General features: G+C 69.6%; 25 protein-coding genes. 18 read left to right on the top strand and 7 right to left on the bottom strand.

Annotated features, from left to right (window positions below; genetic code table 11):
* The first annotated feature begins 211 nt into the window (after positions 1-211).
* Positions 212-547, top strand: a complete 336-nt coding sequence (locus tag A2790_RS09305; RefSeq protein ID WP_293390362.1) for a DUF2794 domain-containing protein — start codon at positions 212-214, stop codon at positions 545-547.
* 170 nt (positions 548-717) lie between these two features.
* On the opposite strand, the gene A2790_RS09300 is transcribed toward A2790_RS09305, so the two are convergent.
* Complete coding sequence (locus A2790_RS09300; protein ID WP_293390359.1) at positions 718-1,470, bottom strand: Bax inhibitor-1/YccA family protein; 753 nt, start codon at positions 1,468-1,470, stop codon at positions 718-720.
* A gap of 116 nt (positions 1,471-1,586) precedes the next feature.
* On the opposite strand from A2790_RS09300, the gene thpR reads away from it, so the two are divergent.
* Together thpR and A2790_RS09290 are read left to right on the top strand one after the other, a co-directional pair.
* The gene (thpR, locus tag A2790_RS09295) at positions 1,587-2,123 is read left to right on the top strand and encodes an RNA 2',3'-cyclic phosphodiesterase (protein ID WP_293390356.1); all 537 of its coding nucleotides are present in this window, start codon (positions 1,587-1,589) and stop codon (positions 2,121-2,123) included.
* 121 nt (positions 2,124-2,244) lie between these two features.
* Complete coding sequence (locus A2790_RS09290; protein WP_293390353.1) at positions 2,245-3,405, top strand: hypothetical protein; 1,161 nt, start codon at positions 2,245-2,247, stop codon at positions 3,403-3,405.
* A gap of 6 nt (positions 3,406-3,411) precedes the next feature.
* On the opposite strand, the gene A2790_RS09285 is transcribed toward A2790_RS09290, so the two are convergent.
* Positions 3,412-4,638, bottom strand: coding sequence for a hypothetical protein (locus A2790_RS09285; RefSeq protein ID WP_293390351.1), 1,227 nt, complete (start codon positions 4,636-4,638; stop codon positions 3,412-3,414).
* Positions 4,639-4,757: 119 nt separating this feature from the next.
* On the opposite strand from A2790_RS09285, the gene A2790_RS09280 reads away from it, so the two are divergent.
* Positions 4,758-5,300, top strand: coding sequence for a GNAT family N-acetyltransferase (locus A2790_RS09280; RefSeq protein ID WP_293391413.1), 543 nt, complete (start codon positions 4,758-4,760; stop codon positions 5,298-5,300).
* A gap of 4 nt (positions 5,301-5,304) precedes the next feature.
* Here A2790_RS09280 and A2790_RS09275 read toward each other — a convergent pair whose 3' ends face one another.
* A complete protein-coding gene (locus A2790_RS09275) occupies positions 5,305-6,072 on the bottom strand; it encodes a LytTR family DNA-binding domain-containing protein (protein WP_293390349.1) in 768 nt (255 codons plus the stop codon).
* 388 nt (positions 6,073-6,460) lie between these two features.
* Between A2790_RS09275 and sucC the strand changes: the two genes are divergently transcribed.
* The 10 genes from sucC to A2790_RS09225 all read left to right on the top strand — a co-directional run bounded on the left by sucC (position 6,461) and on the right by A2790_RS09225 (position 16,460).
* Positions 6,461-7,660, top strand: a complete 1,200-nt coding sequence (sucC, locus tag A2790_RS09270; protein WP_293390347.1) for an ADP-forming succinate--CoA ligase subunit beta — start codon at positions 6,461-6,463, stop codon at positions 7,658-7,660.
* A 3-nt stretch (positions 7,661-7,663) separates the two neighbouring features.
* Positions 7,664-8,542, top strand: a complete 879-nt coding sequence (gene sucD / locus A2790_RS09265; protein ID WP_068877916.1) for a succinate--CoA ligase subunit alpha — start codon at positions 7,664-7,666, stop codon at positions 8,540-8,542.
* An 82-nt stretch (positions 8,543-8,624) separates the two neighbouring features.
* Positions 8,625-11,576 (top strand): 2-oxoglutarate dehydrogenase E1 component, encoded by a 2,952-nt coding sequence (locus A2790_RS09260; RefSeq protein WP_293390345.1) that lies wholly within the window; start codon positions 8,625-8,627, stop codon positions 11,574-11,576.
* 55 nt (positions 11,577-11,631) lie between these two features.
* Entirely contained in the window at positions 11,632-12,849 is a 1,218-nt protein-coding gene (gene odhB, locus A2790_RS09255) for a 2-oxoglutarate dehydrogenase complex dihydrolipoyllysine-residue succinyltransferase (protein ID WP_293390343.1), read from the top strand.
* Between the two features lie 152 nt (positions 12,850-13,001).
* The gene (locus tag A2790_RS09250) at positions 13,002-13,388 is read left to right on the top strand and encodes a hypothetical protein (protein WP_293390341.1); all 387 of its coding nucleotides are present in this window, start codon (positions 13,002-13,004) and stop codon (positions 13,386-13,388) included.
* Between the two features lie 12 nt (positions 13,389-13,400).
* Positions 13,401-13,832, top strand: a complete 432-nt coding sequence (locus tag A2790_RS09245) for a response regulator (RefSeq protein ID WP_293390339.1) — start codon at positions 13,401-13,403, stop codon at positions 13,830-13,832.
* Positions 13,833-13,997: 165 nt separating this feature from the next.
* Complete coding sequence (lpdA, locus tag A2790_RS09240; protein ID WP_293390337.1) at positions 13,998-15,404, top strand: dihydrolipoyl dehydrogenase; 1,407 nt, start codon at positions 13,998-14,000, stop codon at positions 15,402-15,404.
* Positions 15,386-15,826, top strand: a complete 441-nt coding sequence (locus A2790_RS09235; protein ID WP_293390335.1) for a GNAT family N-acetyltransferase — start codon at positions 15,386-15,388, stop codon at positions 15,824-15,826. The genes lpdA and A2790_RS09235 overlap by 19 nt, the downstream gene beginning before the upstream one ends.
* Positions 15,827-15,918: 92 nt before the next feature.
* Complete coding sequence (locus A2790_RS09230) at positions 15,919-16,200, top strand: hypothetical protein (RefSeq protein WP_293390333.1); 282 nt, start codon at positions 15,919-15,921, stop codon at positions 16,198-16,200.
* 14 nt (positions 16,201-16,214) lie between these two features.
* Entirely contained in the window at positions 16,215-16,460 is a 246-nt protein-coding gene (locus tag A2790_RS09225; RefSeq protein ID WP_293390331.1) for a hypothetical protein, read from the top strand.
* Here A2790_RS09225 and A2790_RS09220 read toward each other — a convergent pair whose 3' ends face one another.
* From A2790_RS09220 to fsa, 3 genes are read right to left on the bottom strand one after another with little or no spacing between them, the layout of a single operon-like run.
* Complete coding sequence (locus tag A2790_RS09220; protein WP_293390329.1) at positions 16,461-17,387, bottom strand: tyrosine recombinase XerC; 927 nt, start codon at positions 17,385-17,387, stop codon at positions 16,461-16,463.
* The gene (locus A2790_RS09215) at positions 17,372-18,055 is read right to left on the bottom strand and encodes a DUF484 family protein (protein ID WP_293390327.1); all 684 of its coding nucleotides are present in this window, start codon (positions 18,053-18,055) and stop codon (positions 17,372-17,374) included. Before A2790_RS09215 ends, A2790_RS09220 begins: the two co-directional genes overlap by 16 nt.
* A gap of 15 nt (positions 18,056-18,070) precedes the next feature.
* Positions 18,071-18,724 (bottom strand): fructose-6-phosphate aldolase, encoded by a 654-nt coding sequence (gene fsa, locus A2790_RS09210; RefSeq protein WP_293390325.1) that lies wholly within the window; start codon positions 18,722-18,724, stop codon positions 18,071-18,073.
* Between the two features lie 73 nt (positions 18,725-18,797).
* On the opposite strand from fsa, the gene A2790_RS09205 reads away from it, so the two are divergent.
* Positions 18,798-20,954: a primosomal protein N' gene (locus A2790_RS09205; RefSeq protein ID WP_293390323.1), complete on the top strand. Its 2,157-nt coding sequence runs from the start codon at positions 18,798-18,800 to the stop codon at positions 20,952-20,954.
* A 30-nt stretch (positions 20,955-20,984) separates the two neighbouring features.
* On the opposite strand, the gene A2790_RS09200 is transcribed toward A2790_RS09205, so the two are convergent.
* Positions 20,985-21,776, bottom strand: coding sequence for a TerC family protein (locus A2790_RS09200; protein ID WP_293390321.1), 792 nt, complete (start codon positions 21,774-21,776; stop codon positions 20,985-20,987).
* A 504-nt stretch (positions 21,777-22,280) separates the two neighbouring features.
* Here A2790_RS09200 and A2790_RS09195 point away from each other — a divergent pair.
* The 3 genes from A2790_RS09195 to A2790_RS09185 all read left to right on the top strand — a co-directional run bounded on the left by A2790_RS09195 (position 22,281) and on the right by A2790_RS09185 (position 25,288).
* Positions 22,281-22,964, top strand: a complete 684-nt coding sequence (locus A2790_RS09195) for a CHAP domain-containing protein (RefSeq protein WP_293390319.1) — start codon at positions 22,281-22,283, stop codon at positions 22,962-22,964.
* A gap of 60 nt (positions 22,965-23,024) precedes the next feature.
* Positions 23,025-23,978, top strand: a complete 954-nt coding sequence (locus tag A2790_RS09190; RefSeq protein ID WP_293390317.1) for a magnesium transporter CorA family protein — start codon at positions 23,025-23,027, stop codon at positions 23,976-23,978.
* Positions 23,979-24,073: 95 nt separating this feature from the next.
* Positions 24,074-25,288: a pentapeptide repeat-containing protein gene (locus tag A2790_RS09185; protein ID WP_068876424.1), complete on the top strand. Its 1,215-nt coding sequence runs from the start codon at positions 24,074-24,076 to the stop codon at positions 25,286-25,288.
* The last annotated feature ends 149 nt before the right edge of the window (positions 25,289-25,437 follow it).

Genomic DNA, 25,437 nt, shown 5'->3' with positions numbered 1-25,437 from the left:
GTGTCGGTTGGCCAACCGCCGATCCAGGGGGGCTGGGGGGGCTGTTCAGGATCCGGGACCGACAGTCTCTGACCAACCGACCCTCGCAATATCGGGGGCCCATCGGGCGGGCGCTGGACCGAAATAAGGTCATTTCGGGGCGCAAGCTGAGCCGGCGGCGCGGCGATTTCGGGGGTGGCCCGACGCAGGAAATTCATTCAGGCTCAGGGAGATGGCATTCGACCCGAGCTACTCGGCCCCGCGCCAGGCCGGTGTGTTCTTCGAGCGGCGCGAGCTGGAGCGCCTGCTGCGGCTCTACGGGCGCATGGTCGCCGCCGGCGAATGGCGCGACTACGGGATGGATAGTCTCAAGGACTGCTGCGTGTTCTCGGTCTTCCGCCGCAGCGCCGAGGCGCCGCTCTACCGCATCGAGAAGCATCCGGCCCTGGCCCGCAAGCAGGGCGCCTGGGCCATCGTCGGCGAGGGTGGCCACGTCCTGAAGCGCGGCCACGAGCTGGAGCAGGTGCTCCGTTTCTTCGACAAGGGACGCTTCTCCGTCGTGGAGTGAGGCGCGTTGGCCCGAGCGAGGGGCGGTGTCGCCGTGGGCGACGACCGCGGCTTCTCCACCCGGAGCGGACCCCTTCAGTCGGCGTTCGCCGACAGCTCCCCCGACGGGGAGCAATAAAAAACCCCGGCGGTCGCCCGCCGGGGTCTTCCGTTGAGTCGCCTGTGCGAGACTTAGCGGCGGTCGCCGAACAGCTGCAGCAGGAATTGGAACAGGTTGATGAAGTTGATGTAGAGGCTGAGCGCGCCGAAGTTGGTCGCCACGCCCATGGCCGCCTGGTCGCCGCCCAGCTCGTAGTAGGTCATCTTCAGGCGCTGGGTGTCGAAGGCGATGAGGCCCGCGAAGATCAGGACGCCCAGCACGCTGACGATGAAGCTCATCATCGAGCTTTGCAGGAAGATGTTCACCAGCGAGGCGATGATCAGGCCGATCAGGCCGATAAGCAGGAAGCTGCCCATCGCCGTCAGGTCCTTCTTCGTGGTGTAGCCGAAGAGGCTGAGGCCACCGAAGGCGGTCGCCGTGATCAGGAACGTCTGGAAGATGGAGGCGCCGGTGTAAACCAGCGTGATCGCGCCCAGGCTGGCGCCCATCATGGCCACGATGGCCCAGTAGTAGATGCCGGAGCTGCGGGGGGTGGCGTTCCGCAGGCCGAACATGCCGAACATGATCAGCGCCAGCGGGCCGAACGCGACGACGTAGCCCAGGGGCTGGAAGCCGGCGAGCCGGCCGTCCGCCGTGACGCGGTACAGCAGCTGCTGCACCGGCTCGACCTGGCCGGTGATGTAGGCCAGGACGGCGGAGACCACGAGGCCCAGCGCCACCTTGTTGTAGACGCCGAGCATGAAACTGCGGAGGCCCGCGTCCACCGACATGTCGGCGCGATCCGCCGGGATCGAGCGCGCGTAGCCGCGGTTGAAGTCGCTCATTTGAGCAAGGCCCTATGAAGCGCGTCCCAAACCGGACGCAGGTGAAATATCGTTTCGGAGCGTGTCGGACGCAAGGCCCATCGCGCACGATACGGTGAACGCGTTAGGATACATGTATGATCCGCCTCTTCGCAGCAATCTCGATTCCGCTTGAGATCGGCCAGGCGCTCCAGGCCCGGCAGTCGGGGATCGACGGCGCGCGCTGGCGGCCGCTGGAGGCGCTGCACGTGACGTTGCGCTTCTTCGGCGAGATCCGCCAGGACATCGCCCGCGACCTGGACGCCGAGCTGATGAGCATCGCCGGTCGCCCCTTCGAGATCACGCTTGCGGGCGCCGGCTCGTTCGGCGACGGCGAGGGGGTCAACGCGGTCTGGGCCGGGGTCGAGGAGAGCGCCGCGTTGCGGCGACTGGCCGAGGCCTGCGAGGGCGCGGCGCGGCGGGCGGGCCTCAAGGCGGAGAAGCGGAACTATCGCCCCCACGTCACCCTGGCCTACCTGCGCCGTCCGGACCCCGCCGAGGTCGGCGCCTGGATCCAGGCCAATAACCTCCTGAAGTCGCCCCCAATCACCGTCGACCGCTTCGGCCTCTACTCGAGCACCCTCGGCCGCGAGGGCTCGCACTACCGCCTGGAGGCGGAGTACCCGCTGGGCTAGGGGCAGGCCCGGCGAGAGCCGATTTCATCTTGCCGGAGGCGGCGCCGGTCGAACGGCGCGGGCCCGTGCGCCGCGCCGCTGATAGGTGAGGCGCCGTCCGCAGCCACGAGAAGCGATCGCCTTGCGTCCCGTCACCGCCCTACTCACCATCGCCATGCTGGCCACCGCGCTGCCCTCCGCCGCTCAGGACGCGCGGGTCTACACCCCGACGGGGGACGGCGGGCGATACGTGAAGCTGCTGGACCCGAAGACAAGGGTGGCGGGCTACCACCCGGCGGCGGTCGAAGGGTTTCGCGCCGGCGTGGGCCGGGTGATCGCCCAGATCGACGCGATGCCGGCGGTGAACAGGCCGCCGCCGGGGATCTGCCACCAGCTGAACTCCTGGATCGAGCTCCATGGCGCCCTCGACGCCCGGGTGTTGAGCGGCAGCGTGGAGGTGATGCGACCGCTGGAGTATCGCAACGGACGCTGCATCAAGACCAACAACGCGTTGCTGATGATCGGCCTCAACCGCATTTCGGACCTCGTTGGGCCGAGAGAGGCGCACCTGGCCGACGTCGAGGGGCAGGCCGGCCGCGACTGGTACGTGCTGCGTCTGCAAAGCCCGGAGGCCGGCCGCATCGAGCTGGCGCGTGGCGGCTATCGCGTGGTGGCGCTGACGCGGGCCGCCACGCCCCTGTTCACGGTGGTCAGCGCAGAACGGTACGCCGCCGAACAGGTCCGCCGGGGACGCGCCGACGCCGCCGAGGTGTCGGCCCAGCAGGCCGCCGGACGGATCACCGCGGCCGATGTCGCGCGCTTCCGGCGGGAGGAACGGCCTCGCCGAACCGCAGAGTTCGAGGCAGGGCTCCGCGACGTGGCCGGCAGCTTCACGCCCGAGAAGCTGGCCGAGATGCGGCGCGCCCATGCCGAAGGCCTGGATCTGGCGGAGCGGACGATGGAAGAACAGCTGCGGCTGCAGCAGCAGGCGGACGAGCGCGGCCCGTCTGTCGACCCCCAGCAGCAATACTGGCTCCAGGCCTTGTCGCAGGTGCGCGGTTCAGGACGGCCCGCCTGCCTGGATTTCAGCGGACGCATCACCACGCTGGCCCGGCCCGAGGCTTGCCGCCTCGGCCAGACGGTCATGGAGATCAACCCCGCCTATTACGACGCTGCTCGGCCGGGCGACCTGCAGCTCGTTACCCTGGTGACGCCGGAGCGCCCGGACAGCCAGTCCGCGCCGTCGCGGGACGCCATCTGGCGCGATCTCGACATCGCGAGCCTGGCCAGGCTCGTCCGATAGAGCCCCTCAGTTCTCGCGGGCGTCGCGGGTGAGGTCGTTGAGTTCGGAGATGCGGGCGACGTAGACGTCCTCGACGGCCCAGGGCGCTTCGCGGGCGGCGGCGGCGCGGGCCTGGAGCCAGCGGTCCTGCTGGCGGCGGAGGGCCGAGGCGGGGACGCCGGCGGCCTCGGCGTTGCGGTAGGCCCGCTGGAGCTGGCGGTCCCGGGCGCTCAAGGACCGGTCCGCGCAGACCGCGGCCTCGCCGGGGTCGGCCGAGGCGCAGGCGTCGTTGCGGGCGACGCGCATGGGCCCCTCGCCGCGGACGACGGGCTTGCGGGGCGGCGGCGCCTTGGCGGCCGGCTTGGCGCGGGTCGAGGCCTTCTCGACCGCGGGCTTCTTCGGCGATTTGGCCTGGGCGAGCTGGGTCTTCGGCTTGGCCTTGGCTTTGGCCAAAACCTTCGTCCTTGCGGCCTCGGCCTTCTTGGCCCTGGCGGCCGCCTCGGCCTTGGCGAGCTTCGTCGCCTTCTCCGCCTTGGCCAGTTTGGCGGCCTTGGCCTTCTCGGCCTTCTGCGCCATTGCGCGTTTCTCCGCCCGGGCCGCTTCGGCGCGGGCCTTTTCGACCTTGAGCTTCTCGGCTCTGACCTTCTCAGCCTTGGCTTTGTCGAGCTTGGCCAACCTGGCGGCCTTGGCCTTCCTGTCCGCCTTCTCCGTCCTCTCCGCCTTGGCTTCGGCGATCTTCCGCGCCGTGGCCTTGGGTTTCGCCTCGGCCTCGGCGTGCTCGATCCTGGGCTTCTCGACCCTGGGCTTCTCGACCTTGGGGGCTTTCGGCGGCCCGACCGTCTCCACCTTGGGCTCCGGCTTCGGCTCCACCTTCACCGCCGGAACCAGCAGCGGTTCGGCGGCGACCATGGTGTCGACCTTCATCAGCCCGGCGCTCGGCCGGCGCGGGGCGGCGAGCTGAGGCGCGGCATCGCCCGGCAGCACCTCCAGCAGCGGACCGATGGGGGCGGGGACGTCCTCGACGATGATCTGCAGGGCGGGCCGGGGCGCATCCTCGGGCGCGATCGCGGGGGCGGCGGCCAACGTCTGGGGCGGCGGGGCCGGGCGGGCCCAGAGGCCCAGGCCCCCGCCCAGGGTGAGCGCACCCACGACGCCCGCGGCCATCACCCGCCCGGACGCGCCTGAGCGGCGAGCCTCCGTCGCCGACGGGTCGGGGATCTCAAGCGGCCGGTCGTCGAAATCGTCCTGCGTCATGCGGAGCCCCCTGGTACACGGGTCCCTCGACGCAGCGGGCAGGGGCTTGGCGACGGCGCACGCGCCGTCCAGGTTCCACCCCAACCTCGAACTCTCTCCCAACTCCAGATTGAGGCAAAATCGTGCCGTTGGAAATCCCTACTCTTGAGACAGAACGCCTCATTCTGCGCGCGCCCGAGCCCGGCGATTTCGAGGCCTGGGCGGCGTTCTGCGCCGACGAGGAGGCCGCCCGCTTCATCGGGGGCAAGCAGGACCGCATCGGCGCCTGGCGGATCATGAGCGTGATGTCGGGCGCCTGGATGGTGCGCGGCTTCTCGATGTTCTCGGTGGTGGAGAAGGCGACGGGCAATTGGGTGGGACGCGTCGGGCCCTGGCAACCCGAAGGCTGGCCGGGGACCGAGGTGGGCTGGGGCATCGCGCGGGCCGCCTGGGGCAAGGGCTACGCCACAGAGGCGGCGGCGGCGACCATCGACTGGGCCTTCGATGCGCTGGGCTGGACCGAGGTGATCCACACCATCGAGGCGGCCAACGTGAATTCCCAACGCGTCGCCCAGCGGCTGGGCTCGACCATCCTGCGCCAGGCCGTGCTTCCCCCGCCGATGAGCGTGGCCGTGGATTGCTGGGGGCAGAGCCGGGAGAGCTGGCTGGCGCGGCGGCGTTGAGGCCTCAGATCCAGCCGCGCTCGCGCAGCTGTCCGGCATAGGTGCGGCTGACCGGAACCTCGGCGCCGTCCTTGAGCGTCAGCACGGCCCGGCCGTCGCCGCGGCGGGCCTCCGTGATGGCGTCGCGCGCGACCCACCAGGAGCGGTGGACCTGGGCCCCTTCGATGCCCTCCAGCTCGGCGACGGCGTCCGCCAGGCGCAGGAGGATCAGGTCCTGGCCCTTGGAGGTGTGCAGGCGCAGGTAATGGTCCTCGGCCTCGACGGCCCAGATCTCGGCGCCCCGCAGCTTGAGCGGAAGGCGCTCGAGGAACCGGGGCGGCTGCGGGCCGGCGGCCGTGGTCGCCGCCTCGCGCCGGCTCTCGATCAGCATGTTGATGGCGGTGATCGCCAGGGACACCAGGAGCACCGGGCCGAAAAGCACCCACACCCGACCGATCCGCATGGGCGAGCCCAGGAACTGGGTGGTCGCCCACCAGACCACCAGGGTGAAGGGAATCGACATGACGAGCGCCGCGACGGCGGCGTCCAGCCATAGGTTGTCGGTGCGCCGGCGACCGTTGGGGAAGAAGAACCGCGCCACCACGGCGCCCCATGCATAGCCGGCCAGCATCAGGCCCATCCAGTAGGCCAGGCGGGCGCCGAGCGGGGTGTCGTCCGTCCCGAAGGCGCCGGTGAAGGTGAGGAACAGCCCCGAGACCAAGGCGACCGCCAGGCCGCGCAGCCAGCCGCGCGCCTCCTCGTAGGGGCCGAGCCTGAGCAGGAGACGCTTCATCGGGCGGCCGTCCGCGATGTGCGAGCAACGCCCGGCGGCGGTTCGCGAAGCTCCGGCGTCACCTCACGCATCCCCGTTCGACCCGCGTTTCGAGCGCCGTCATGTCCTGGCTCGACCGGGCCGCGCCGTCGCCGCCCGCCATGCCGGGATAAAGGAAGTCGCCGGTTTCGCAAAAGGGGCCAGGCGGTCCCGGAGGGCCCGGCGGACGACCCGCCCCGGCCGAGCGCGCTCCCTCGGAGAGAGCAAGCTGTTGACCTGGCGTGAGCTTCATGCGCGCCAGGGCGGTTTTCAGCCGCTCACGCGGTTGTCATCCCGTGAGGGGGCGCTATAAGCCGCCTCACTCGCCGCCAGGGGCGAGCCTTCCCTTGCAGTCGCCCCCAAAGGCCTCATGAACATCCACGAACACCAAGCCAAAGCCGTCCTCGCGGAGTTCGGCGTGGCGGTCCCGCGCGGCTATGCCGCGTTCTCCGTCGACGAAGCGGTCGAGGCGGCCAACAAGCTCGGCGGGCCGGTCTTCGTCGTGAAGTCCCAGATCCACGCCGGCGGGCGCGGCAAGGGGCGTTTTGAGGGCCTGGGTCCGGACGCCAAGGGCGGGGTCCGGGTGGTCAAGAGCGTCGAGGACGTGAAGACCAACGCCGCGGAGATGCTGGGCCGGGTGCTGGTGACGCACCAGACGGGGCCCAAGGGCAAGCAGGTGAACCGCCTCTACATCGAGGAAGGCGCCGCCATCGCCAAGGAATTCTACCTGTCGCTGCTGGTCGACCGCGAAACGAGCCGGGTCTCGGTCGTGGCCTCCACCGAGGGCGGCATGGACATCGAGGAGGTCGCCCATTCGACCCCCGACAAGATCGTGACCTTCACCGTCGACCCGGCCACCGGCGTGTTCCCGCACCACGGCCGCACCCTGGCCGGCGCGCTGGGCCTGAAGGGCGACCTGGCCAAGCAGGCGGCCAAGCTGCTGGAGCAGCTCTATGCCGCCTTCGTCGCCAAGGACATGGCGATGCTGGAGGTCAACCCGCTGATCGTCACCGCCGACGACCAGCTGCGCGTCCTGGACGCCAAGGTCAGCTTCGATTCCAACGCCCTGTTCCGCCACAAGGACGTCGTCGCCCTGCGTGACGAGAGCGAGGAGGACCCGAAGGAGATCGAGGCCTCCAAGTACGACCTGAGCTACATCGCCCTGGACGGCGAGATCGGCTGCATGGTCAACGGCGCGGGCCTGGCCATGGCCACCATGGACATCATCAAGCTCTATGGCGCCGAGCCGGCCAACTTCCTCGACGTGGGCGGCGGCGCCAGCAAGGAGAAGGTCACCGCGGCCTTCAAGATCATCACCGCCGACCCGAACGTGAAGGGCATCCTGGTCAACATCTTCGGCGGCATCATGCGCTGCGACATCATCGCCGAGGGCGTGGTCGCGGCGGTGAAGGAAATGGGCCTGAAGGTCCCGCTGGTGGTGCGCCTCGAGGGCACCAACGTCGAGCTGGGCAAGAAGATCATCAACGAGAGCGGCCTGAACGTGATCGCCGCCAACGACCTCTCGGATGGCGCCGAGAAGATCGTCAAGGCCGTGCGGGGCGCTGCGTAAGACATGTCGATCCTGATCAACAAGAACACCCGCGTCATCTGCCAGGGCATCACCGGCGCCCAGGGCACCTTCCACTCGGAACAGGCCATCGCCTACGGCACCAAGATGGTCGGCGGCGTGACGCCCGGCAAAGGCGGCACGACCCACATCGGCCTGCCCGTCTACGACACCGTCGCCGAGGCGGTGAAGCAGACCGGGGCCGACGCCTCGGTGATCTATGTCCCGCCGCCCTTCGCCGCGGACTCGATCCTGGAGGCCATCGATGCCGAGGTGCCGCTGATCATCTGCATCACCGAGGGCATCCCGGTGGCCGACATGGTCAAGGTGAAGCGCTCGCTCAGCGGCTCGAAATCCAGGCTGATCGGCCCCAATTGCCCCGGCGTGCTGACCCCCGGTGAGTGCAAAATCGGCATCATGCCCGGGAACATCTTCAAGAAGGGCTCGGTGGGCGTTGTTTCCCGCTCGGGCACCCTTACCTATGAAGCCGTTTTCCAGACCTCGCAGGTGGGTCTCGGCCAGACCACGGCCGTGGGCATCGGCGGGGACCCCGTGAAGGGCACCGAGTTCATCGACATGCTCGACATGTTCCTGAAGGACCCGGAGACCGAGTCGATCATCATGATCGGCGAGATCGGGGGCTCGGCCGAGGAAGACGCGGCGGAATTCATCAAGAATTCACCGAACAAGAAGCCAATGGTCGGCTTTATCGCGGGACGCACCGCGCCGCCCGGTCGGCGCATGGGTCACGCGGGTGCGATCATCTCCGGCGGCAAGGGTGGCGCCGAGGACAAGATCGCGGCCATGGAAGCTGCGGGCATCCGCGTGTCGCCGTCCCCGGCGGCTCTCGGGACCACGCTTCTGGACGTTTTGAAGGGCGCGTAAGCGCCACACATTCGTATTGGGGCGGTCCGCGCTCGGCTCCTTCTTCCGAAGTCCGTGGGCCCGCCCGCGGAAGGCGAAGGACATGGCGGACGACGCAGGCCTCATCAACGAAGTGATGGCCGAGACCTCTTTCCTCTACGGCGGCAATGCGGCCTTCGTGGAGGACCTCTACGCGAAATGGGCGGCCGACCCGAATTCGGTCGCCCCGTCCTGGCAGGCGTTCTTCGCCTCGCTGCTCGACGGCAAGTCGGATGTGGCCCGCGCCGCCGGCAAGCCGGCCTGGGCCAAGGTCGAGACTCCCCACGCCCGCCCCGACTGGATGAGCGCCATCGACGGCCTGTGGCCCGCCGTCGAAGCCAAGCTCGGCAAGGCGATCGAGGACAAGAAGCCCACCGCCTCGGTGGACGAGGTCCGCGCCGCCACCCTCGACAGCCTGCGCGCCATCATGATGATCCGCGCCTACCGCATGCGCGGCCACCTGAAGGCCAACCTGGACCCGCTGGGCATCGCCACCACGCCCGGCGACGCCTCCGAACTGGACCCGGCCACCTACGGCTTCGCCGAAGCCGACTTCGACCGGCCGATCTTCCTGGACTTCGTGCTGGGCCTGGAGACGGCCAGCATCCGCGAGATCCTGGAGATCCTGCGCCGCACCTACTGCGGGAATGTGGGCGTGCAGTACATGCACGTCTCCGATCCCAAGGAGAAGGCCTGGCTGCAGGAGCGGATCGAGGGCCGCGACAAGGAGATCGTCTTCACCAAGGAGGGCAAGGTCGCCATCCTGAAGAAGCTGATCGAGACGCAAGGGTTCGAGCAGTTCCTGCACCGCCGCTTCCCCGGCACCAAGCGCTTTGGCCTGGACGGCGGCGAGGCCATGGTCCCGGCGCTGGAGCAGATCATCAAGCGCGGCGGCGCCATGGGCGTGAAGGACATCGTCCTGGGCATGCCGCACCGCGGGCGCCTGAACGTGCTGGCCGCCGTGATGGGCAAGCCGTACCACATCATCTTCCACGAGTTCCAAGGCGGCTCGGCCGTGCCCTCCGACGTCCAGGGCTCGGGCGACGTGAAGTACCACCTGGGCGCCTCGTCGGACCGCGAGTTCGACGGCAACAGCGTGCACCTGTCGCTGACCGCCAACCCCAGCCACCTGGAGATCGTCAACCCGGTGGTGATCGGGAAGGTCCGCGCCAAGCAGGCCTTCACCCTGCGCGAGCAGCCGAACGCCGGCCGCGGCCACGTGCTGCCGCTGCTGCTGCACGGCGATGCGGCCTTCGCCGGCCAGGGCGTGGTGGCCGAGTGCTTCGCCCTGTCGGGCCTGCGCGGCTACGGCGTCGGCGGGACCATGCACTTCGTGGTCAACAACCAGATCGGCTTCACCACCAGCCCCAAGAACAGCCGCTCGTCGCCCTATCCGACCGACGTGGCCCTGATGGTGGAAACCCCGATCTTCCACGTGAACGGGGACGATCCCGAGGCCGTGACCTTCGCCGCCAAGGTGGGCACCGAGTACCGCCAGCTGTTCGGCAAGGACGTGGTCATCGACATGTTCTGCTACCGGCGCTTCGGTCACAACGAGGGGGACGACCCCACGATGACCCAGCCGCTGATGTACGCGAAGATCAAGGGCCACCCCTCGGTGCGCGACCTCTACGCGGCGCGCCTGGTGGGCGAGGGCGTCTGCAGCCAGGCCGACGTCGACGGCTGGATCGCCGACTTCGACAAGTTCCTCGATCAGGAGTTCGAGGCCGGCAAGCAGTACAAGGCCAACAAGGCCGACTGGCTGGACGGCAAGTGGTCGGGCCTGAAGCTGCCCACCGGCGACGAGCGGTTCGCCACCGGCGTGGCCAAGCAGAAGCTGCTGGACCTCGGCCGCAAGCTGACCACGGTCCCCGAGCGGATCACGGTCCATAAGACCGTTGAGCGCGTGATCGCCGCCCGCCGGGAAGCCATCGAGGCGGGCGTGGGACTGGACTGGGCTACGGCCGAGAGCCTGGCCTTCGCCAGCCTGCTGGACCAGGGCTATCCGGTGCGCCTGAGCGGCCAGGACAGCGTGCGCGGCACGTTCAGCCAGCGCCACTCGGGCATCATCGACCAGAAGACCGAGGAAGTTTACTTCCCGCTCCGCAACCTGGGCCCCGGCCAGGCGCACTTCGAGGTGCTGGACTCAGCCCTTTCGGAAGAGGCGGTGCTGGGCTTCGAGTACGGTTTCTCGCTGACCGACCCGGACACCCTGACCCTGTGGGAAGGCCAGTTCGGCGACTTCGTGAACGGCGCCCAGGTGGTGATCGACCAGTTCATCAGCTCGGGCGAGCGCAAGTGGCTGCGCATGAGCGGCCTCGTGATGCTGCTGCCGCACGGCTACGAGGGCCAGGGGCCCGAGCACTCGTCGGCGCGCCTGGAGCGCTTCCTGCAGCTCTGCGCCGAAGACAACATGCAGGTGGTCAACTGCACCACCCCGGCGAACTACTTCCACGTCCTGCGTCGCCAGCTGCTGCGGGAATACCGCAAGCCGCTGATCGTCATGACGCCCAAGAGCCTGCTGCGCCACAAGCGCGCGGTGTCCGACCTGGCCGACCTGGCCGAGGGCACCGGGTTCCACCGGGTCATGGTGGACGGCGCCGAGGCAGGCTGCGACGTGGGCGGCGTGACCCTGAAGCCCGACGCCGAGATCAAGCGGGTCATCGTCTGCTCGGGCAAGGTCTACTTCGACCTTGTGGAACAGCGCGCCAAGACCGGCCGCGACGACGTCTACATCCTGCGCCTGGAGCAGTTCTATCCCTGGCCGCTGAAGTCGCTCACCAACGAGCTGAAGCGGTTCAAGAACGCCGAGCTGGTCTGGTGTCAGGAAGAGCCCAAGAACATGGGCGGCTGGCAGTTCGTCGACCCCTGGCTGGAGCTGACGCTGGAGCGCATGAACGTGAAGGCCAAGCGCGCCCGCTATGTGGGTCGTCCGGCCTCGGCGTCGACCGCCGCCGGCCTGATGAGCCGCCACCTGAAGGAACTCGAAGCGTTCCTGACGGAAGCCTTCGCCTAGACTTTCCGCTATCTCACTTCTGTTTGTGTCCGAGACCCAAGGAGCCGATCCCCCAATGGCCGACATCATGACCCCCGCCCTCGGTGAGTCCGTCACCGAAGCCACCGTGGCGCGCTGGGCGAAGAAGGCCGGCGATGCGGTCCGCAAGGACGAGATCCTGGTGGAGCTGGAAACCGACAAGGTGAGCCTGGAAGTGGCCGCCCCCTCGGACGGCGTGCTGAGCGAGATCACCGCCGAGGAGGGCGCGACCGTCGAGCCGGGCGCGGTGCTGGGCAAGATCAGCGAAGGCGGCGGCGCCGCCGCAGCTCCGAAGGCCGAAGCGCCCAAGGCCGAGGCGCCCAAGCCCGCGCCGAAGCCGGAACCCGCCCCCGCCCCGGCCGCCAAGGCGGCGGCGGAGCCGGTGCTGGCGCCCTCGGCTCAGCGCATCGCCGCCGAGAACAACCTGGAGCCGGCCGCGATCGCCGGCACCGGCAAGGACGGCCGCGTGACCAAGGGCGACGCCCTGGCCGCGCTGGAAGCCCGCGCCAAGGCCCCGGCCCCCGCGCCCGCGCCGGCCGCACCCCGCGCCATCCACGAGCGCGAGGAGCGGGTGAAGATGACCCGCCTGCGCCAGACCATCGCGCGCCGGCTGAAGGAAGCTCAGAACAGCGCCGCCATGCTGACCACCTTCAACGAGGTGGACATGACCGAGGTCATGGCGCTGCGGAACGCCTATAAGGACGTGTTCGAGAAGAAGCACGGCGTGAAGCTGGGCTTCATGTCCTTCTTCGTGAAGGCGGTGATCCACGGCCTGAAGCAGGTGCCGGACGTCAACGCCGAGATCGACGGCACGGATGTCATCTACAAGAACCACTACGACATCTCGGTCGCGGTCGGCACCGAGAAGGGCCTGGTGACGCCGGTGGTCCGCGACGCCGACGCCATGAGCCTGGCCGACATCGAGAAGGAGATCGGCGCCCTGGGCAGGAAGGCCCGTGACGGCCAGCTCGCGATGGAGGATCTGCAGGGCGGCACCTTCACCATCTCGAACGGCGGCATCTACGGCTCGCTGATGTCGACGCCGATCCTGAACCCGCCCCAGTCGGGCATCCTGGGCATGCACAAGATCCAGGAGCGGCCGATGGTGGTGAACGGCCAGATCGTGGTGCGACCCATGATGTACCTGGCCCTGAGCTACGATCACCGCATCGTCGACGGCAAGGGCGCGGTCACCTTCCTGGTCCACGTCAAGGAAGCCATCGAAGACCCGCAGCGCCTGTTGCTGGACGTCTGACAACTCTAGGTATTCCCAGGACTTTTCGCGGCGATCCCGAGACGGATCGCCGCACCTGGGCCATATCCACAGCCGATCGCGAACGGCGTTTCCCACAATTCACCAACAATTAGCCGTCCCCTGGGAAGGCTCTCTTCAAAGGGAGACTTTCCATGGACGCGCCGACGATCAGCCGGACCTTTGCCCCCAGCCTGGCGATGACGCTCGACGTGCTGGCCGCCGAGATCGAGCTGGCCGGCGCCCGCTGCATCTTCCTCGACCGGGTGATCGGCGAGGTCATGGAAAAGCTGTGCGAGAGCGAGCGCGCGCGGCTCCTGGAAGGGATGCACGGCGTCGACCTTCTCGCCCAGCACTTGACCAGCCTGTCGGCCTTCGCCCGCGGCCTGAGCGCGGCGGTTCCCGAAGAGGCGACGGTGGCGGTGGGCGGCGCGCTCTCGGAAGTGACCCTGGGCGCGCTGGTGGAGCGCATGACGGCGGGGCTGGGCGGCGAGGCGGACGACGCCGATAGCGCCGACGCCGGCGACCTGGACCTGTTTTGAGGAGCGTGGCGGATGCAGTTCGACGGTCGCGCCTCCAAGGTCATGGTCGTGGACCACGACCGAACCAATCTCGAGATGCTGCAGATCCGCCTGGACGTGGCGGGTTTCCATCCAATCGCTATCCGCCACGGCCGCGAGGCCCTTGAGATGCTGGCGAACACCCGGCCCGACGCCGTGATCCTGGAGCGCAACCTGCCGGACATCGACGGCATGGAACTGCTGCGCGCCATGGCGGCGCTGCCCGGCCGCCCCGCGCCGATCCTGCTGGTGGGTCGCAATATCGCCGCCGAGGACGTTCGCGCCGGCATCGAGCTGGGTGTGCGCGACTGTCTGGCCAAGCCGTTCAGCGGCACGGCGGTGCTGGAGCGGCTGACGCGGATGCTGAAGCGGACAGCGCCCACGACCACCGCGCCCGCGCGGCCGGCGGTCTACATCAACGCCTGAGCGGCTCGGAGGCGGCGGCCGGCTGACCTCGGTGCGCCCAGGCCCCGAGCCGAGGGCGCAGGTTCGCGTCAAATCGTTTCCGGCGGACGCACCAACGCAAAACCGGACTCCACTTTTGCGGAACGCACACTAGGTTGCGCGCCCATCTGAAGGCGCAGGCGCATCATGGCAGACCCCACTCCCTACGACGTGATCATCATCGGCGGCGGCCCCGGCGGCTACAACGCGGCCATCCGCGCGGGCCAGCTCGGCCTGAAGGCCGCGTGTATCGAGGATCGCGCCACGCTGGGCGGCACCTGCCTCAACGTGGGCTGCATGCCGTCGAAGGCGCTGCTGCACGCCTCCGAACTGTTCGCCGCGGCCAACGGCGAGTTCGCCACCCTCGGGATCGAGGTCACGCCCAAGCTGAACCTGCCCCAGATGATGAAGCAGAAGGCGGAGTCGGTGACCGCCCTGACCAAGGGCATCGAGTTCCTGTTCAAGAAGAACAAGGTCGATTGGGTGAAGGGCCGCGGGCGGATCGCCGGGCCGGGCAAGGTCGAAGTGACGGCGGCGGACGGCGCGGTCACGACCCTGCAGGCCAAGGACATCGTCATCGCCACCGGCTCGCAGCCTTCCGGCCTGCCCGGCGTCGAGGTCGACCAGCAGCGCATCGTGGATTCCACGGGCGCCCTGGAGCTGCCCGAGGTTCCCGGCCACCTGGTCGTGATCGGCGCCGGCATCATCGGCCTGGAACTGGGCTCGGTGTGGCGCCGCCTGGGCGCCAAGGTGACCGTGATCGAGTTCCTGGACCGCATCACCCCCGGCATGGACGCCGAGATGGCCAAGACCTTCCAGCGCTCGCTGACCAAGCAGGGCATGGAGTTCAAGCTCGGGTCCAAGGTGACGGGCGCCAAGACGTCCAAGACCGGCGTGACCCTGACGTACGAGCCCGTCGCCGGGGGCGCGGCCGAGACGCTGGCGGCCGACTACGTGCTGCTGGCCATCGGCCGGCGGCCCTACACCGAGGGCCTGGGCCTGGAGACCGTGGGCGTCACCCCCGACAAGCGCGGCTTCATCGAGACCGACCACCTGCGGACCTCGGCCGCCGGCGTCTGGGCGATCGGGGACGTGACCTACGGCCCGATGCTGGCCCACAAGGCGGAAGAGGACGCCGTGGCCTGCATCGAGATGATCGCCGGCAAGTATGCCCACATCGACTACAACCTGGTCCCGAGCGTGGTCTATACGACCCCGGAAGTGGCCTGGGTCGGCAAGACCGAAGAGCAGCTCAAGGCCGAGGGCCGCGCGTACAAGGCGGGCAAGTTCCCCTTCACGGCCAACAGCCGCGCCAAGATCAACCACGAGACCGAGGGCTTCGTGAAGGTGCTGGCCGACGCCGCGACCGACGAGATCCTGGGCGCCCACCTGATCGGGCCGCAGGTGAGCGAGATGGTCGGCGAGTTCGCGGTGGCCATGGCCTTCCGTGCGGCGTCCGAGGACGTGGCGCGCACCTGCCACCCGCACCCGACCCGCTCGGAAGCCCTCCGTCAGGCCGCGATGGGAGTCGAAGGGTGGACGATGCAGGCCTGACGCCTGGCCTCGTCCTGCGCCGCGCGCGGGTAGACGAGCTGGCGACCTGCGCCAGCCTGTACGTGCGCGTCCTCACGGACACCTTCACCTGGATTCCGCCGGAACGGCACCGGGCCGAGGATTTCCTGGCCGCCGCCCGCGACGAGGAGATCTTCGTGGCGGTGGAGGGGGGCCGGATCGTGGGCCTGGCGGCGCTCTACCGGCCCCAGGCGTTCCTGCACTCGCTGTACGTGACCGAGCGCGGCCGGGGGATCGGCAAGGCCCTGCTCCGCCACGTGCTGGCGGCGGCGGGCGGGAACCTGTCGCTCAAGTGCCAGGCCGCCAACAAGGGCGCCCAGGCCTTCTATGCCCGCGAGGGATTCCGCTGCATCGAGGCCGGCGAGGACGGCGGCGTGGCCTGGCTACGGTTCGTCTCCGGCTGACTGAGCCACCGACGGTCATGTGGCCGAAACTTAATTTGGCGATGCGGTCATACGATGGCAGCCTACTGCAGCTTGCGTAAAGGGAGGCTGCAATGCTGGCGCTGCTCGCCGCCGCGACCATGACCGCGACCGTCGCCGCCGCGCCCGCGGCGGGCCGTGCGCCGGTGCTCATGGAAGACGCGCCCTCCGCGCAGGCCTGCAAGACGAACGGCCGCTTCGAAATCGCCGACCCGGCGCTGCTCTATCGCGACGACGGCAAGGCGAAGATGTCGGTCCTGAGCCGGCTGCCCAAGGCCAACCATGAGAAGGCGGTCCTGCGGGAGGTCGAGGGCTGCGCCGCGCCGCTGGTGGTGGGTTACGAGGTGGGGCGCTAGTGGATCCGGTTTCGATGCTTATCGCCGTCACGCTGGCCTCCGCCCAGCCGTCGGTGAAGGACCTGAACGACGCGCGCACGCCGATCCGCTGTCGGCCCGCGCCCTATTACATCTCGGAGCGCACGGGAAAGCAGGTCCCGCGGATGCTGCTCGACACGCCCAAGGGCCGCTCGATCACCGTGCTCGACAAGCGTGGCCGGCCCTGCCACCTCACCCGCACCCCCAACGAAGGCCGCACGACCTTCCGCAACGCGGACTGATCACGCGCGCGGGTGCGCCTGGTTGTAGGCGCCCAGCAGGGCGGCGGCGTCCACCTCGGTATAGCGCTGGGTCGTCGACAGCGAGGCGTGGCCCAGCAGCTCCTGGATCGACCGCAGGTCGGCCCCCGCCCCCAGCAGGTGGGTGGCGAACGAATGCCGCAGGGCGTGCGGGGTGGCGCTGTCCGGAAGGCCGAGGCGACCACGCAGGGCCTGGACCGTCGCCTGGACGTGGCGGGGCCCCAGGGGTCCGCCGCGCTTGGCGCGGAACAGCGGCCCGTCCGGCTCGAGCGCGAACGGGACCTCGGCGAGGTAGGCGTCCACCGCCTCGCGCACCGCGGGCAGCACCGGGACCATCCGCGTCTTGCCGCCCTTGCCGGTGATGCGCAGGACGTCCGCCAGCGGCGCATCCGATCGCTTCAGCGACAGCCCCTCCGAAATCCGCAGGCCGCAGCCGTAGAGCAGGGTCAGCACCGCCTGGTCGCGGGCGGCTTCCCAGTCCTCCCGGTCAGGGTCGAGGGCCGGCTCGGCCAGGAGGCCGGCGGCCTGATCCTCGGTCACCGGCCGCGGGGCGCCGGGCTTGATGCGCGGGCCGCGGACCAGGCCGATGGCCGCGTTCGGGGCGTCCAGCCGGCGGTCCAGGAAGCGGTGGAAGGTGCGGATCGCCGACAGCGCCTGGCTAAGCGAGCGCGGCGAGAGCGGACGCTCGCCCCCGCGCAGGTGGGCCAGCCAGGCCCGGACCTCGCCGGCCGTGACCTCGGTCAGGCCCTTCACCGACAGGCTCTCGGCCCGGTGCTGTTCCAGGAAGGCGATGTAGCGGCCGGCGGCGAAGCCGTAGGCCTCCAGGGTGCGGGGCGAGGCCCGGCGCTCGTTCGCCAGGTGGTCGAGCCAGGCCATCCGGGCCTGGGCGGCGCTCAGAGCAGCGGCCATCGCTCCGCCGTGCGCTCGACCACGCGCGCCAGGAACGCGACGAGCTCGGCGCCCATGTCGGGGGTGAAGTCGTCCGGGCTCGCCGAGCCGAAGGCCAGCAGGCCCTGGCGCGAGGGCTCCCACATCGCCATGCGGACCATGGCCATGGAGCGTATCTCGCCCGCGTCCGGCGCGAAGAGGCCGAGGGCCGTCGGGGCGAAGCCCATGCGAGCCATGCGGCGGGGCCCGTCCAGGATGAGATCCACCTGACCCTCGACCAGCGATCGCCACCCGGCGGGGGGCAGACCCTCGCACTCCAGGGCGATCATCCCGGCGGCCAGGCCGAAGCGGGTGCGGGCCAGGTCGTCCACCCGGCGGGCCAGGTCGGAAAGGTTGCGCGCGTCCAGCAGATCCACGACCGCGCCATGGGTCTGGGCCTGGGCCGCGAAATTGGCGCGGGCGATCTCCTCCAGCAGGGCGCGCTGCTCGGCCTCGCGCTGATGGGCGGCGTGCACGCGCGCCATCGGGGCGAACTCGACCACGTTGCTGCTGCTGGCCACCGTGAGGCCCAGCTCGGCCAGCAGGCCCTGGTCGGCCTTCAGGAAATCGGGGTTGTCGGCCAGGAAGCGGCGGACCGCGGACGGGTCGATGGGGCTTTCAAACGAGAACTCACCCTGCGACCCGTCCATGTCACCTCAAGCCTCTTACAAGATCGACTGACCGGTCTTGGCCCAGTCAGCCATGAACTGTTGGAGCCCGCGTTCGGTTAACGGATGCTTGAAAAGCGCCTCAAAGACGTCCGGCGGGATGGTCGCGCAGTCGGCGCCCGCGAGCGCGGCCTCGGCCACGTGGGCCGGCGTGCGGATCGAGGCGGCCAGGATCTCGGTGTCGAAATCGTAGTTGTCGTAGATCGCCCGGATCTCGGTGATCAGGTCCATGCCGGTGGCGCCATGGTCGTCCAGGCGGCCGATGAACGGGCTGATGTAGGTCGCGCCCGACTTGGCGGCCAGCAGCGCCTGGGCGGGCGAGAAGCACAGGGTGACGTTGGTCAGGATGCCCTCGGCGGCGAACTCGCGGGTGGCGATCAGGCCGTCGCGGGTGAGCGGCACCTTCACCACCACGTTCGGCGCGACGCCGGCCAGCTTGCGGCCCTCGTCCAGCATGCCGGCGGTGTCCATCGCCGCCACCTCGGCTGAGACCGGCCCGTCCACCAGGCTGCAGATCTCGGCGATGACCTCCAGCATGTTGCGGCCGGACTTGGCGATCAGGGACGGGTTGGTGGTGACGCCGTCGACGAGGCCGGTGGCGGCGAGGTCCTTCAGGACGGCGGTGTCGGTGGTGTCGAGGAAGAGCTGCATATTCTGACCTTGGAGCCTGTCGATCTTGTCTTGTTCAGGCCGCTTGTAGCTGCGAAGCCCTGATCCTCAAACCATGAGCCGCATCGCCTCCGTCCTCATTCCCATGCCGCTGCCGGAGGCGTTCGACTACGCCGAGCCCGACGGCATGGGGCTGGAGCCCGGCGACCAGGTGGCCGTGCCGCTGGGGCCGCGGCTGATCCGGGGCGTGGTGACGGAGGTGCGGGACGGAACCGGCGGCAACCGCCCGCTGAAGCCGGTGGCCGAGCGCCTGGACGAGCCGCGCCTGCCGCCTGGCACGGTCGAGTTCGTGCAGTGGGCCGCCCGCTACGCCGTGGACGCTCCGGGGCAACCGCTGGCCATCGCCCTGCGCGGCGCCCGCGCGCCGAAGCCCCGGCCCATCCGGGTGGTGGAGCCCACCGGCGCGCAGCCGGCGAAGGTCACGCCGGCGCGGGCGAAGGTGCTGGAGGCGGCCGCCACGCCCATGCCGCCCGCCGACCTGGCGCGGGCGGCGGGCGTCTCCGCCGGTGTGGTGAAGGGTCTGCTGGACGAGGGCGTGCTGGCGATCCGCGAGGTGACGGCGCAGGCGCGGTTCGACCCGCCCGACCTGTCGCGGCCGGGGTCGGAGCTCAGCGCCAGCCAGGCGGCCGCGGCCAGCGTGCTGAAGGAGATGGCGACAGCCGGCTTCGGCGTGGCCCTGCTCGACGGGGTCACGGGCTCGGGCAAGACCGAGGTCTATCTGGAGGCCGCCGCCGCGGCCCTGGCCGCCGACCCGCAGGCCCAGGTGCTGATCCTGCTGCCCGAGATCGCCCTGACCCAGGCGGTGATCGCGCGGGTGGCCGCCCGCTTCGGCGCCCAGCCGGGGGAGTGGCACTCCGACGTGGCGCCCCCCGCCCGGCGGCGCGTCTGGGAGGCGGTGGCCGCCGGGGCCTGCCGGATCGTGGTGGGCGCCCGCTCGGCGCTGTTCCTGCCCTATCGCCGACTGAAGCTGATCGTCGTCGACGAGGAGCACGACGGCTCGTTCAAGCAGGAGGACGGCTTCATCTACCAGGCGCGCGACCTGGCGGTGGTCCGGGGCCGGATCGAGGATGCGGCGGTGATCCTGGCCTCGGCCACACCCTCGCTGGAGAGCCTGCGCAACGCCGAGACCGGCCGCTACCGTTGGCTGAAGCTGTCGGCGCGGCACGGGACGGCGCGGCTGCCCGACATCGAACTGGTGGACCTGCGCGAGACGCCGCCCGAGACGGGCCGCTGGCTGTCGCCGCCGCTGGTGCAGGCGATGGCTGAGACCTGGGCGCGGGGAGAGCAGACGCTGCTGTTCCTGAACCGCCGGGGCTATGCGCCCCTGGTGCTGTGCAAGGCCTGCGGCGAGCGCATGACCGCGCCCGACACCGACAGCTGGCTGGTGGAGCACCGCTACACCGGCCGCCTGGTCTGCCACCTGACGGGCTTCTCCATGCCCAAGCCGGCGGCCTGCCCCCACTGCGGGGCCAAGGACAGCCTGGTCTCGATCGGCCCCGGGGTGGAGCGGGTGGAGGAGGAGGCGCGGGCGCTGTTCCCGGAGGCGCGGATCGCAGTGTTCTCCTCGGACACGGTGTTCGACGCCCGCGAGGCCCGGCGGCTGGTGGAGACCATGGCGGCGGGGGAGATCGACATCCTGGTGGCCACCCAGGCGGCCGCCAAGGGGCACAACTTTCCGAAGCTCACCTTGGTGGGGGTGGTGGACGCGGACCTCGGCCTGCGCGGCGGTGACCTGCGGGCGGCGGAGCGGACCTATCAGCTCCTGGCCCAGGCCACCGGACGGGCAGGCCGCCGCGACCGGCCCGGCAAGGCGCTGCTGCAGACCTACGCGCCCGAGCACGCCGTCATGCAGGCGCTGAAGGCGCAGGACCGGGACGCCTTCGTGGCGGCCGAGATGGCGGAGCGGGAGCTGGCGGGCCTGCCCCCGTTCGGCCGGCTGGCGGCGGTGATCGCCTCGGGGCCGGACATGGCGCAGCTGGAGGCCTTCGTGCAGGGCATGGCCCAGGCGGCGCCGAACACGCCGGGCGTCGAGGTCTATGGCCCGGCCGACGCGCCGCTCAGCCTGATCCGCGGCCGACGGCGCAAGCGCTTCCTGGTGCGCGCCGACCGCGGTGTGGACCTGTCGGCCTACATGGCGGCCTGGCGGGCGCGGGTTCGGCCGCCCGGCCAGGTGCGCGTGGCCATCGACATCGACCCCTACAGCTTCCTGTGAGGGCGCTGTTCTCCCTCCCGATGCGGGAGGTCAGTGCAGGGCCTTGTCCGTGACGCTGGGCTTCCTGCGGCGGGCCAGCATGTTGAGGGCCTCGACGCCGGCTGAGAAGGCCATGGCGGCGTAGATGTAGCCCTTGGGCACGTGGACGCCGAAGCCGTCGGCGATCAGCACCGCGCCGATCATCAGCAGGAAGCCCAGGGCCAGCATCACGACCGTGGGGTTGTTGTTGATGAAGTTGGCCAGGGGGTCGGCGGCCACCAGCATGATCCCCACGGTGATGACCACGGCCACGATCATGATCGGCAGGTGGTCGGTCATGCCTACCGCCGTCAGGATCGAGTCGATCGAGAACACCAGGTCCAACAGGATGATCTGGAAGATCGCCGCCCCGACGTTGCTGACGACGCGGGCCTTGGTGTCCATGACGCCATGGGTCTCGCGCGGATCGACCTTCTCGTGGATCTCGGTGGTGGCCTTCCACACCAGGAACAGGCCACCGGCGATGAGGATCAGGTCGCGCCAGGAGAAGGCGAGTTCGAACGTCGGCTCGCCGTGTTCGCCCAGCGGGCCCTGCCAGGGCAGCGAGAACACCGGCTGGGTCAGGCCGACGATGAAGGCGAGAGTCGAGAGGAGCGCCAAGCGCATGATCAGCGCCAGGGCGATGCCGATACGCCGCGTTCTGGCGCGCTGATGTTCGGGCAGCTTGTTCGACAGGATCGAAATGAAGATCAGATTGTCGATGCCGAGCACCACCTCCATGACGATCAGCGTGATCAGGGCGGCCCAGGCGGCCGGGTCTGTCACGAGGGCGGCGATATCCATGGCGGCGGCTCTCCGTTCTGCGCGTACATGTATCTACGGATTTCTACGCGTATGGCTAGGGCGATGATGCGCCAAGCTTCGCCGCCGCATTTTTGTGCACGAGCGGGGGTGCTCACGCGTCCGTGAACGGAGAATTTCTCCTCTTAGGCGAGTCTGCCGAAGACCCGCCGGAGTCCGCCGAGCTCTTGTTTCGGCGTGTTACCGCTGCGTGAGGCCAAGAATAGAAAAAATTACAGGTGATTAAGGTGGGGGCCGAATTGGAGTTAATTTCGGCATAATTACGCGGCGTCGCCGGGCGCAAGGCCAATAGTTTTCTTAATCGCCGGATCGGCGCTTTCGAATTCGAAGGTTTTACTTCGCTCGCTGCGAGCATCGTGGCCGACATGCCTGGGGTGAGTTGTGGATAAACCGTGCGCGACATCCCGCCGCGCGGCGTAAACCCTCTTTTCACTCAACGCGGATACGGTTACCCCTTCACCTCAAGTGTCGGGGAGTCACCGAAGCATGCTCAAACGGACGCGGGCCCTCCTGGGTTCCCTGGCCGCCGCGGCCTTCGTCGCCTTCACGCCCGCCGGGGCGGTGGCCGACACCTATTGGCAATGCGTGCCCTTTGCGCGCCTGATCTCGGGCATCCAGATCTTCGGCGACGCCCGGACGTGGTGGAACCAGGCTTCGGGCAAGTACGAGACCGGATTCCAGCCGCGCGCCGGCGCCGTCCTCTGCTTCAAGCCGACCCAGCGCATGCGCCTTGGCCACGTCGCCGTGGTCAGCCAGGTGCTGACCGACCGTGTCGTCCAGATCACCCACGCCAACTGGAGCCCGATCGGGGGTTCGCGCGGCAAGGTCGAGAAGGACGTCACCGTCATCGACGTCTCGCCCTCGGGCGACTGGAGCCAGGTGAAGGTCTGGTACGATCCCAACCGGGACCTGGGCGGTTCGACCTATCCTACCCACGGCTTCATCTACCCCGACGCCAGCGCGCGGGTGATGGCGGCCTCGGGCATGAGCAAGCTGCAGAACGGCGCCATCGCGGTGGCCCAATCGGCCGCATCGCAGATGGCCGGCGCGGTCCGTCCTGGCCAGGGCGCCCTCAGCGTGCTGAGCCAAGCCGCCGACTCGACCGACCGCATCGCCGCCCTGATCGCGGCCGCGACCCGCGGCGACCAGCCTTCGCCGCCGCCGCGCTGACCCCGCGCGGTTGACGCCGTCACCGACGCACGCCCACAAGAGGGGCGCGGAGACGGCGGCATGCTCAAGACCCTTCGGCGCGGCCACCGCGCCCCACAGCCGGAGGAGGCTGGCCCCGCCTGGCGGCCGGCCGACGACCTGGTCTGGATCGACCTGCTGAAGCCCACCAAGGCGGAGGAGCTGGCTGTCGAGGCGGCGCTCGGCCTGCAGCTTCCGACCGTCGAGGAGATGCAGGCGCTGGAGCCGTCCAGCCGGCTCTACCAGGAATGCGGCGGCACCTTCATGACCGCCACGCTGCTGGCGCGGAGCCATGCGGACGCCCCGTTCCCGACGCCGGTCACCTTCGTGCTGGCCAAGGGCCTGCTCGTGACCCTGCGCTACGAGGACCTCAAGGCCTTCTCCATCTTCGCCGAGCGCGCGCCGGAGAGCGACTTCGCCAGCGGCACGGCCGCGCTGTTGGGCCTGATGGACGCTATCGTCGAACGTCTGGCCCGCACGTTGGACGACATGGGCGACAAGGTGCAGATCGCGTCGAACTCGATCTTCAACAGGCCCAAGGGCGGCAATTTCCGCCCGCTGCTCACCGACCTGGCGCATGCGCAGTCGGTCACCTCGCTCACCCGGGGCAGCCTGAACAGCCTGGCGCGCACGCTGAGCTATGCCGCCCTGGCCAGCGAGATCATGGCCGACCCGGAATGCCGCGCGCACCTGGAGGCGCTGCAGCGCGACGTGCAGTCCCTGACGGAGCACGCGAGCTACCAGTCCTCGCACATCGCCTTCCTGCTGGATGCGGCGCTCGGCCTGATCAACATCGAGCAGAACGGGATCATCAAGTTCTTCTCCGTGGTGGCCGTGGTGTTCATGCCGCCGACCCTCATCGCCTCGATCTACGGCATGAACTTCGACATCCTGCCGGAGCTGCACTGGAAGGCGGGCTACCCTCTGGCGTTGCTGGCGATGCTGGTCGCCGCGGCCATTCCGGTGCTCTGGTTCAAGAAACGCGGGTGGCTCTGAAGCTTCACCACTACGGATTGCGTTCAAGGTTCGCTTAAGGCTGTCGCGCAACCCATCCTTAAGCGCGTCGACGGCATGGTGAACGCGAAGGCCTCATGTCGACCCAAGCACAGCAGCATCACACGGCGCTCGACGCCCATGCGCTCCGCGAGGCGCTCGACGCCCACCAGCGCTATCTGGCGGGGCGCGCGGGCGGCCGACGCCTCAACCTTACCTACGCGGACCTGGCAAACTGCTCGCTGGAAGGCGTGGACCTGCGCGACGCCGACCTCACGGGGGCAAAGCTGTCGGGGTCAACCCTGGCGCGCGCCAACCTCTCGCGGGCGATCCTGTTCGGCGCCGACCTGCGCGAAGCCGACATGCGGCATATCAACCTGAAGCGGGCGGACCTGCGCGGCGCCTGCATGCGCGGGGCGAACCTCGCCGGCGCCGAACTGGCCGGCTGCGACCTGCGCGAGGGCCGGATCGCCCTGCAGGACAAGCTGGACGGCTTCCGGATCCTGCGTCACGAGCACCGGCCGGGCGAGCTGAACTACGCCGTGCTTTCGGGCGCCAACCTCCAGGGCGCGCAGATGAGCGGCGCGGTCGCCATGACCAGCGACTTCACCGACGCCAACCTCTCCGGCGCGATCCTGACCGGCGCCAAGCTGATGCGGGCGGTGCTGGACGGCGCAGACCTGTCGGGCGCGGACCTGGGCGGGGCCGACCTCACGGGCGCCTCGATGAAGCGCGCCGTGCTCACCAACGTGAACCTGAGCCAGGCGCGGCTCGACGACGCCGACCTGTCCGACGTGCTGCGCGCGCCGCCGCCGATCTTCTACATCGACGACAAGTCGCTGACCGAGGTGATGGCCGAGCACGAGCAGTTCTGCGACTCGGGCGGCCGCCAAGGCAAGGTGATGAAGCTGTTCGAGGTCGACTTCCGGCCGATGAAGACCCTCAAGCGGCGGCGGCTGTCCGGCCTGTCGTCGCCCAAGTCGATCTTCTTCGGCATGGACCTGGAGGGCGTCCAGCTCCAGGGCGCCGACCTCACGGGCTGCGATTTCCGGGGCGTGAACCTGCGCGAGGCCGATCTGCGCGGCGCCCGGTTCACCGGGGCCCAGCTGGCCCGCGCCGACCTGCGCGGCGCGAAGATGGGTCCGCTGGCCATCGGCGACAACCGCTTCGTGCGCACCGACTTCAGCCGCGCCTCGCTGCGCGGGGCCGACCTGCGCGGCGCCCACGCCCCGCGGGCCCGCTTCCTGGAAGCCGAGATGGACGGCGCCCGCATCGCCGGCTGCGACCTCACCGGCGCCGAGCTGGAAGTCTAGGAAACCGCTCCTCCCACGTCGCGAAGACGACGGGGGAGGTGGATCGGCGCCACCGGCGCCGAGACGGAGGGGGCGTATGGGGCCCCGCTCTGACCTTCGGGCGAGCGCCCCCTCCACCACTTCGTGGTCCCCCTCCCCCGCTGTGCGGG

Source organism: Phenylobacterium sp. RIFCSPHIGHO2_01_FULL_69_31, assembly GCF_001824475.1.
In the GTDB taxonomy this organism is placed as follows: domain Bacteria; phylum Pseudomonadota; class Alphaproteobacteria; order Caulobacterales; family Caulobacteraceae; genus Phenylobacterium.
Note: the sequence above shows the minus strand (reverse complement) of the source record. Positions and strands in the feature narration are given on the sequence as shown.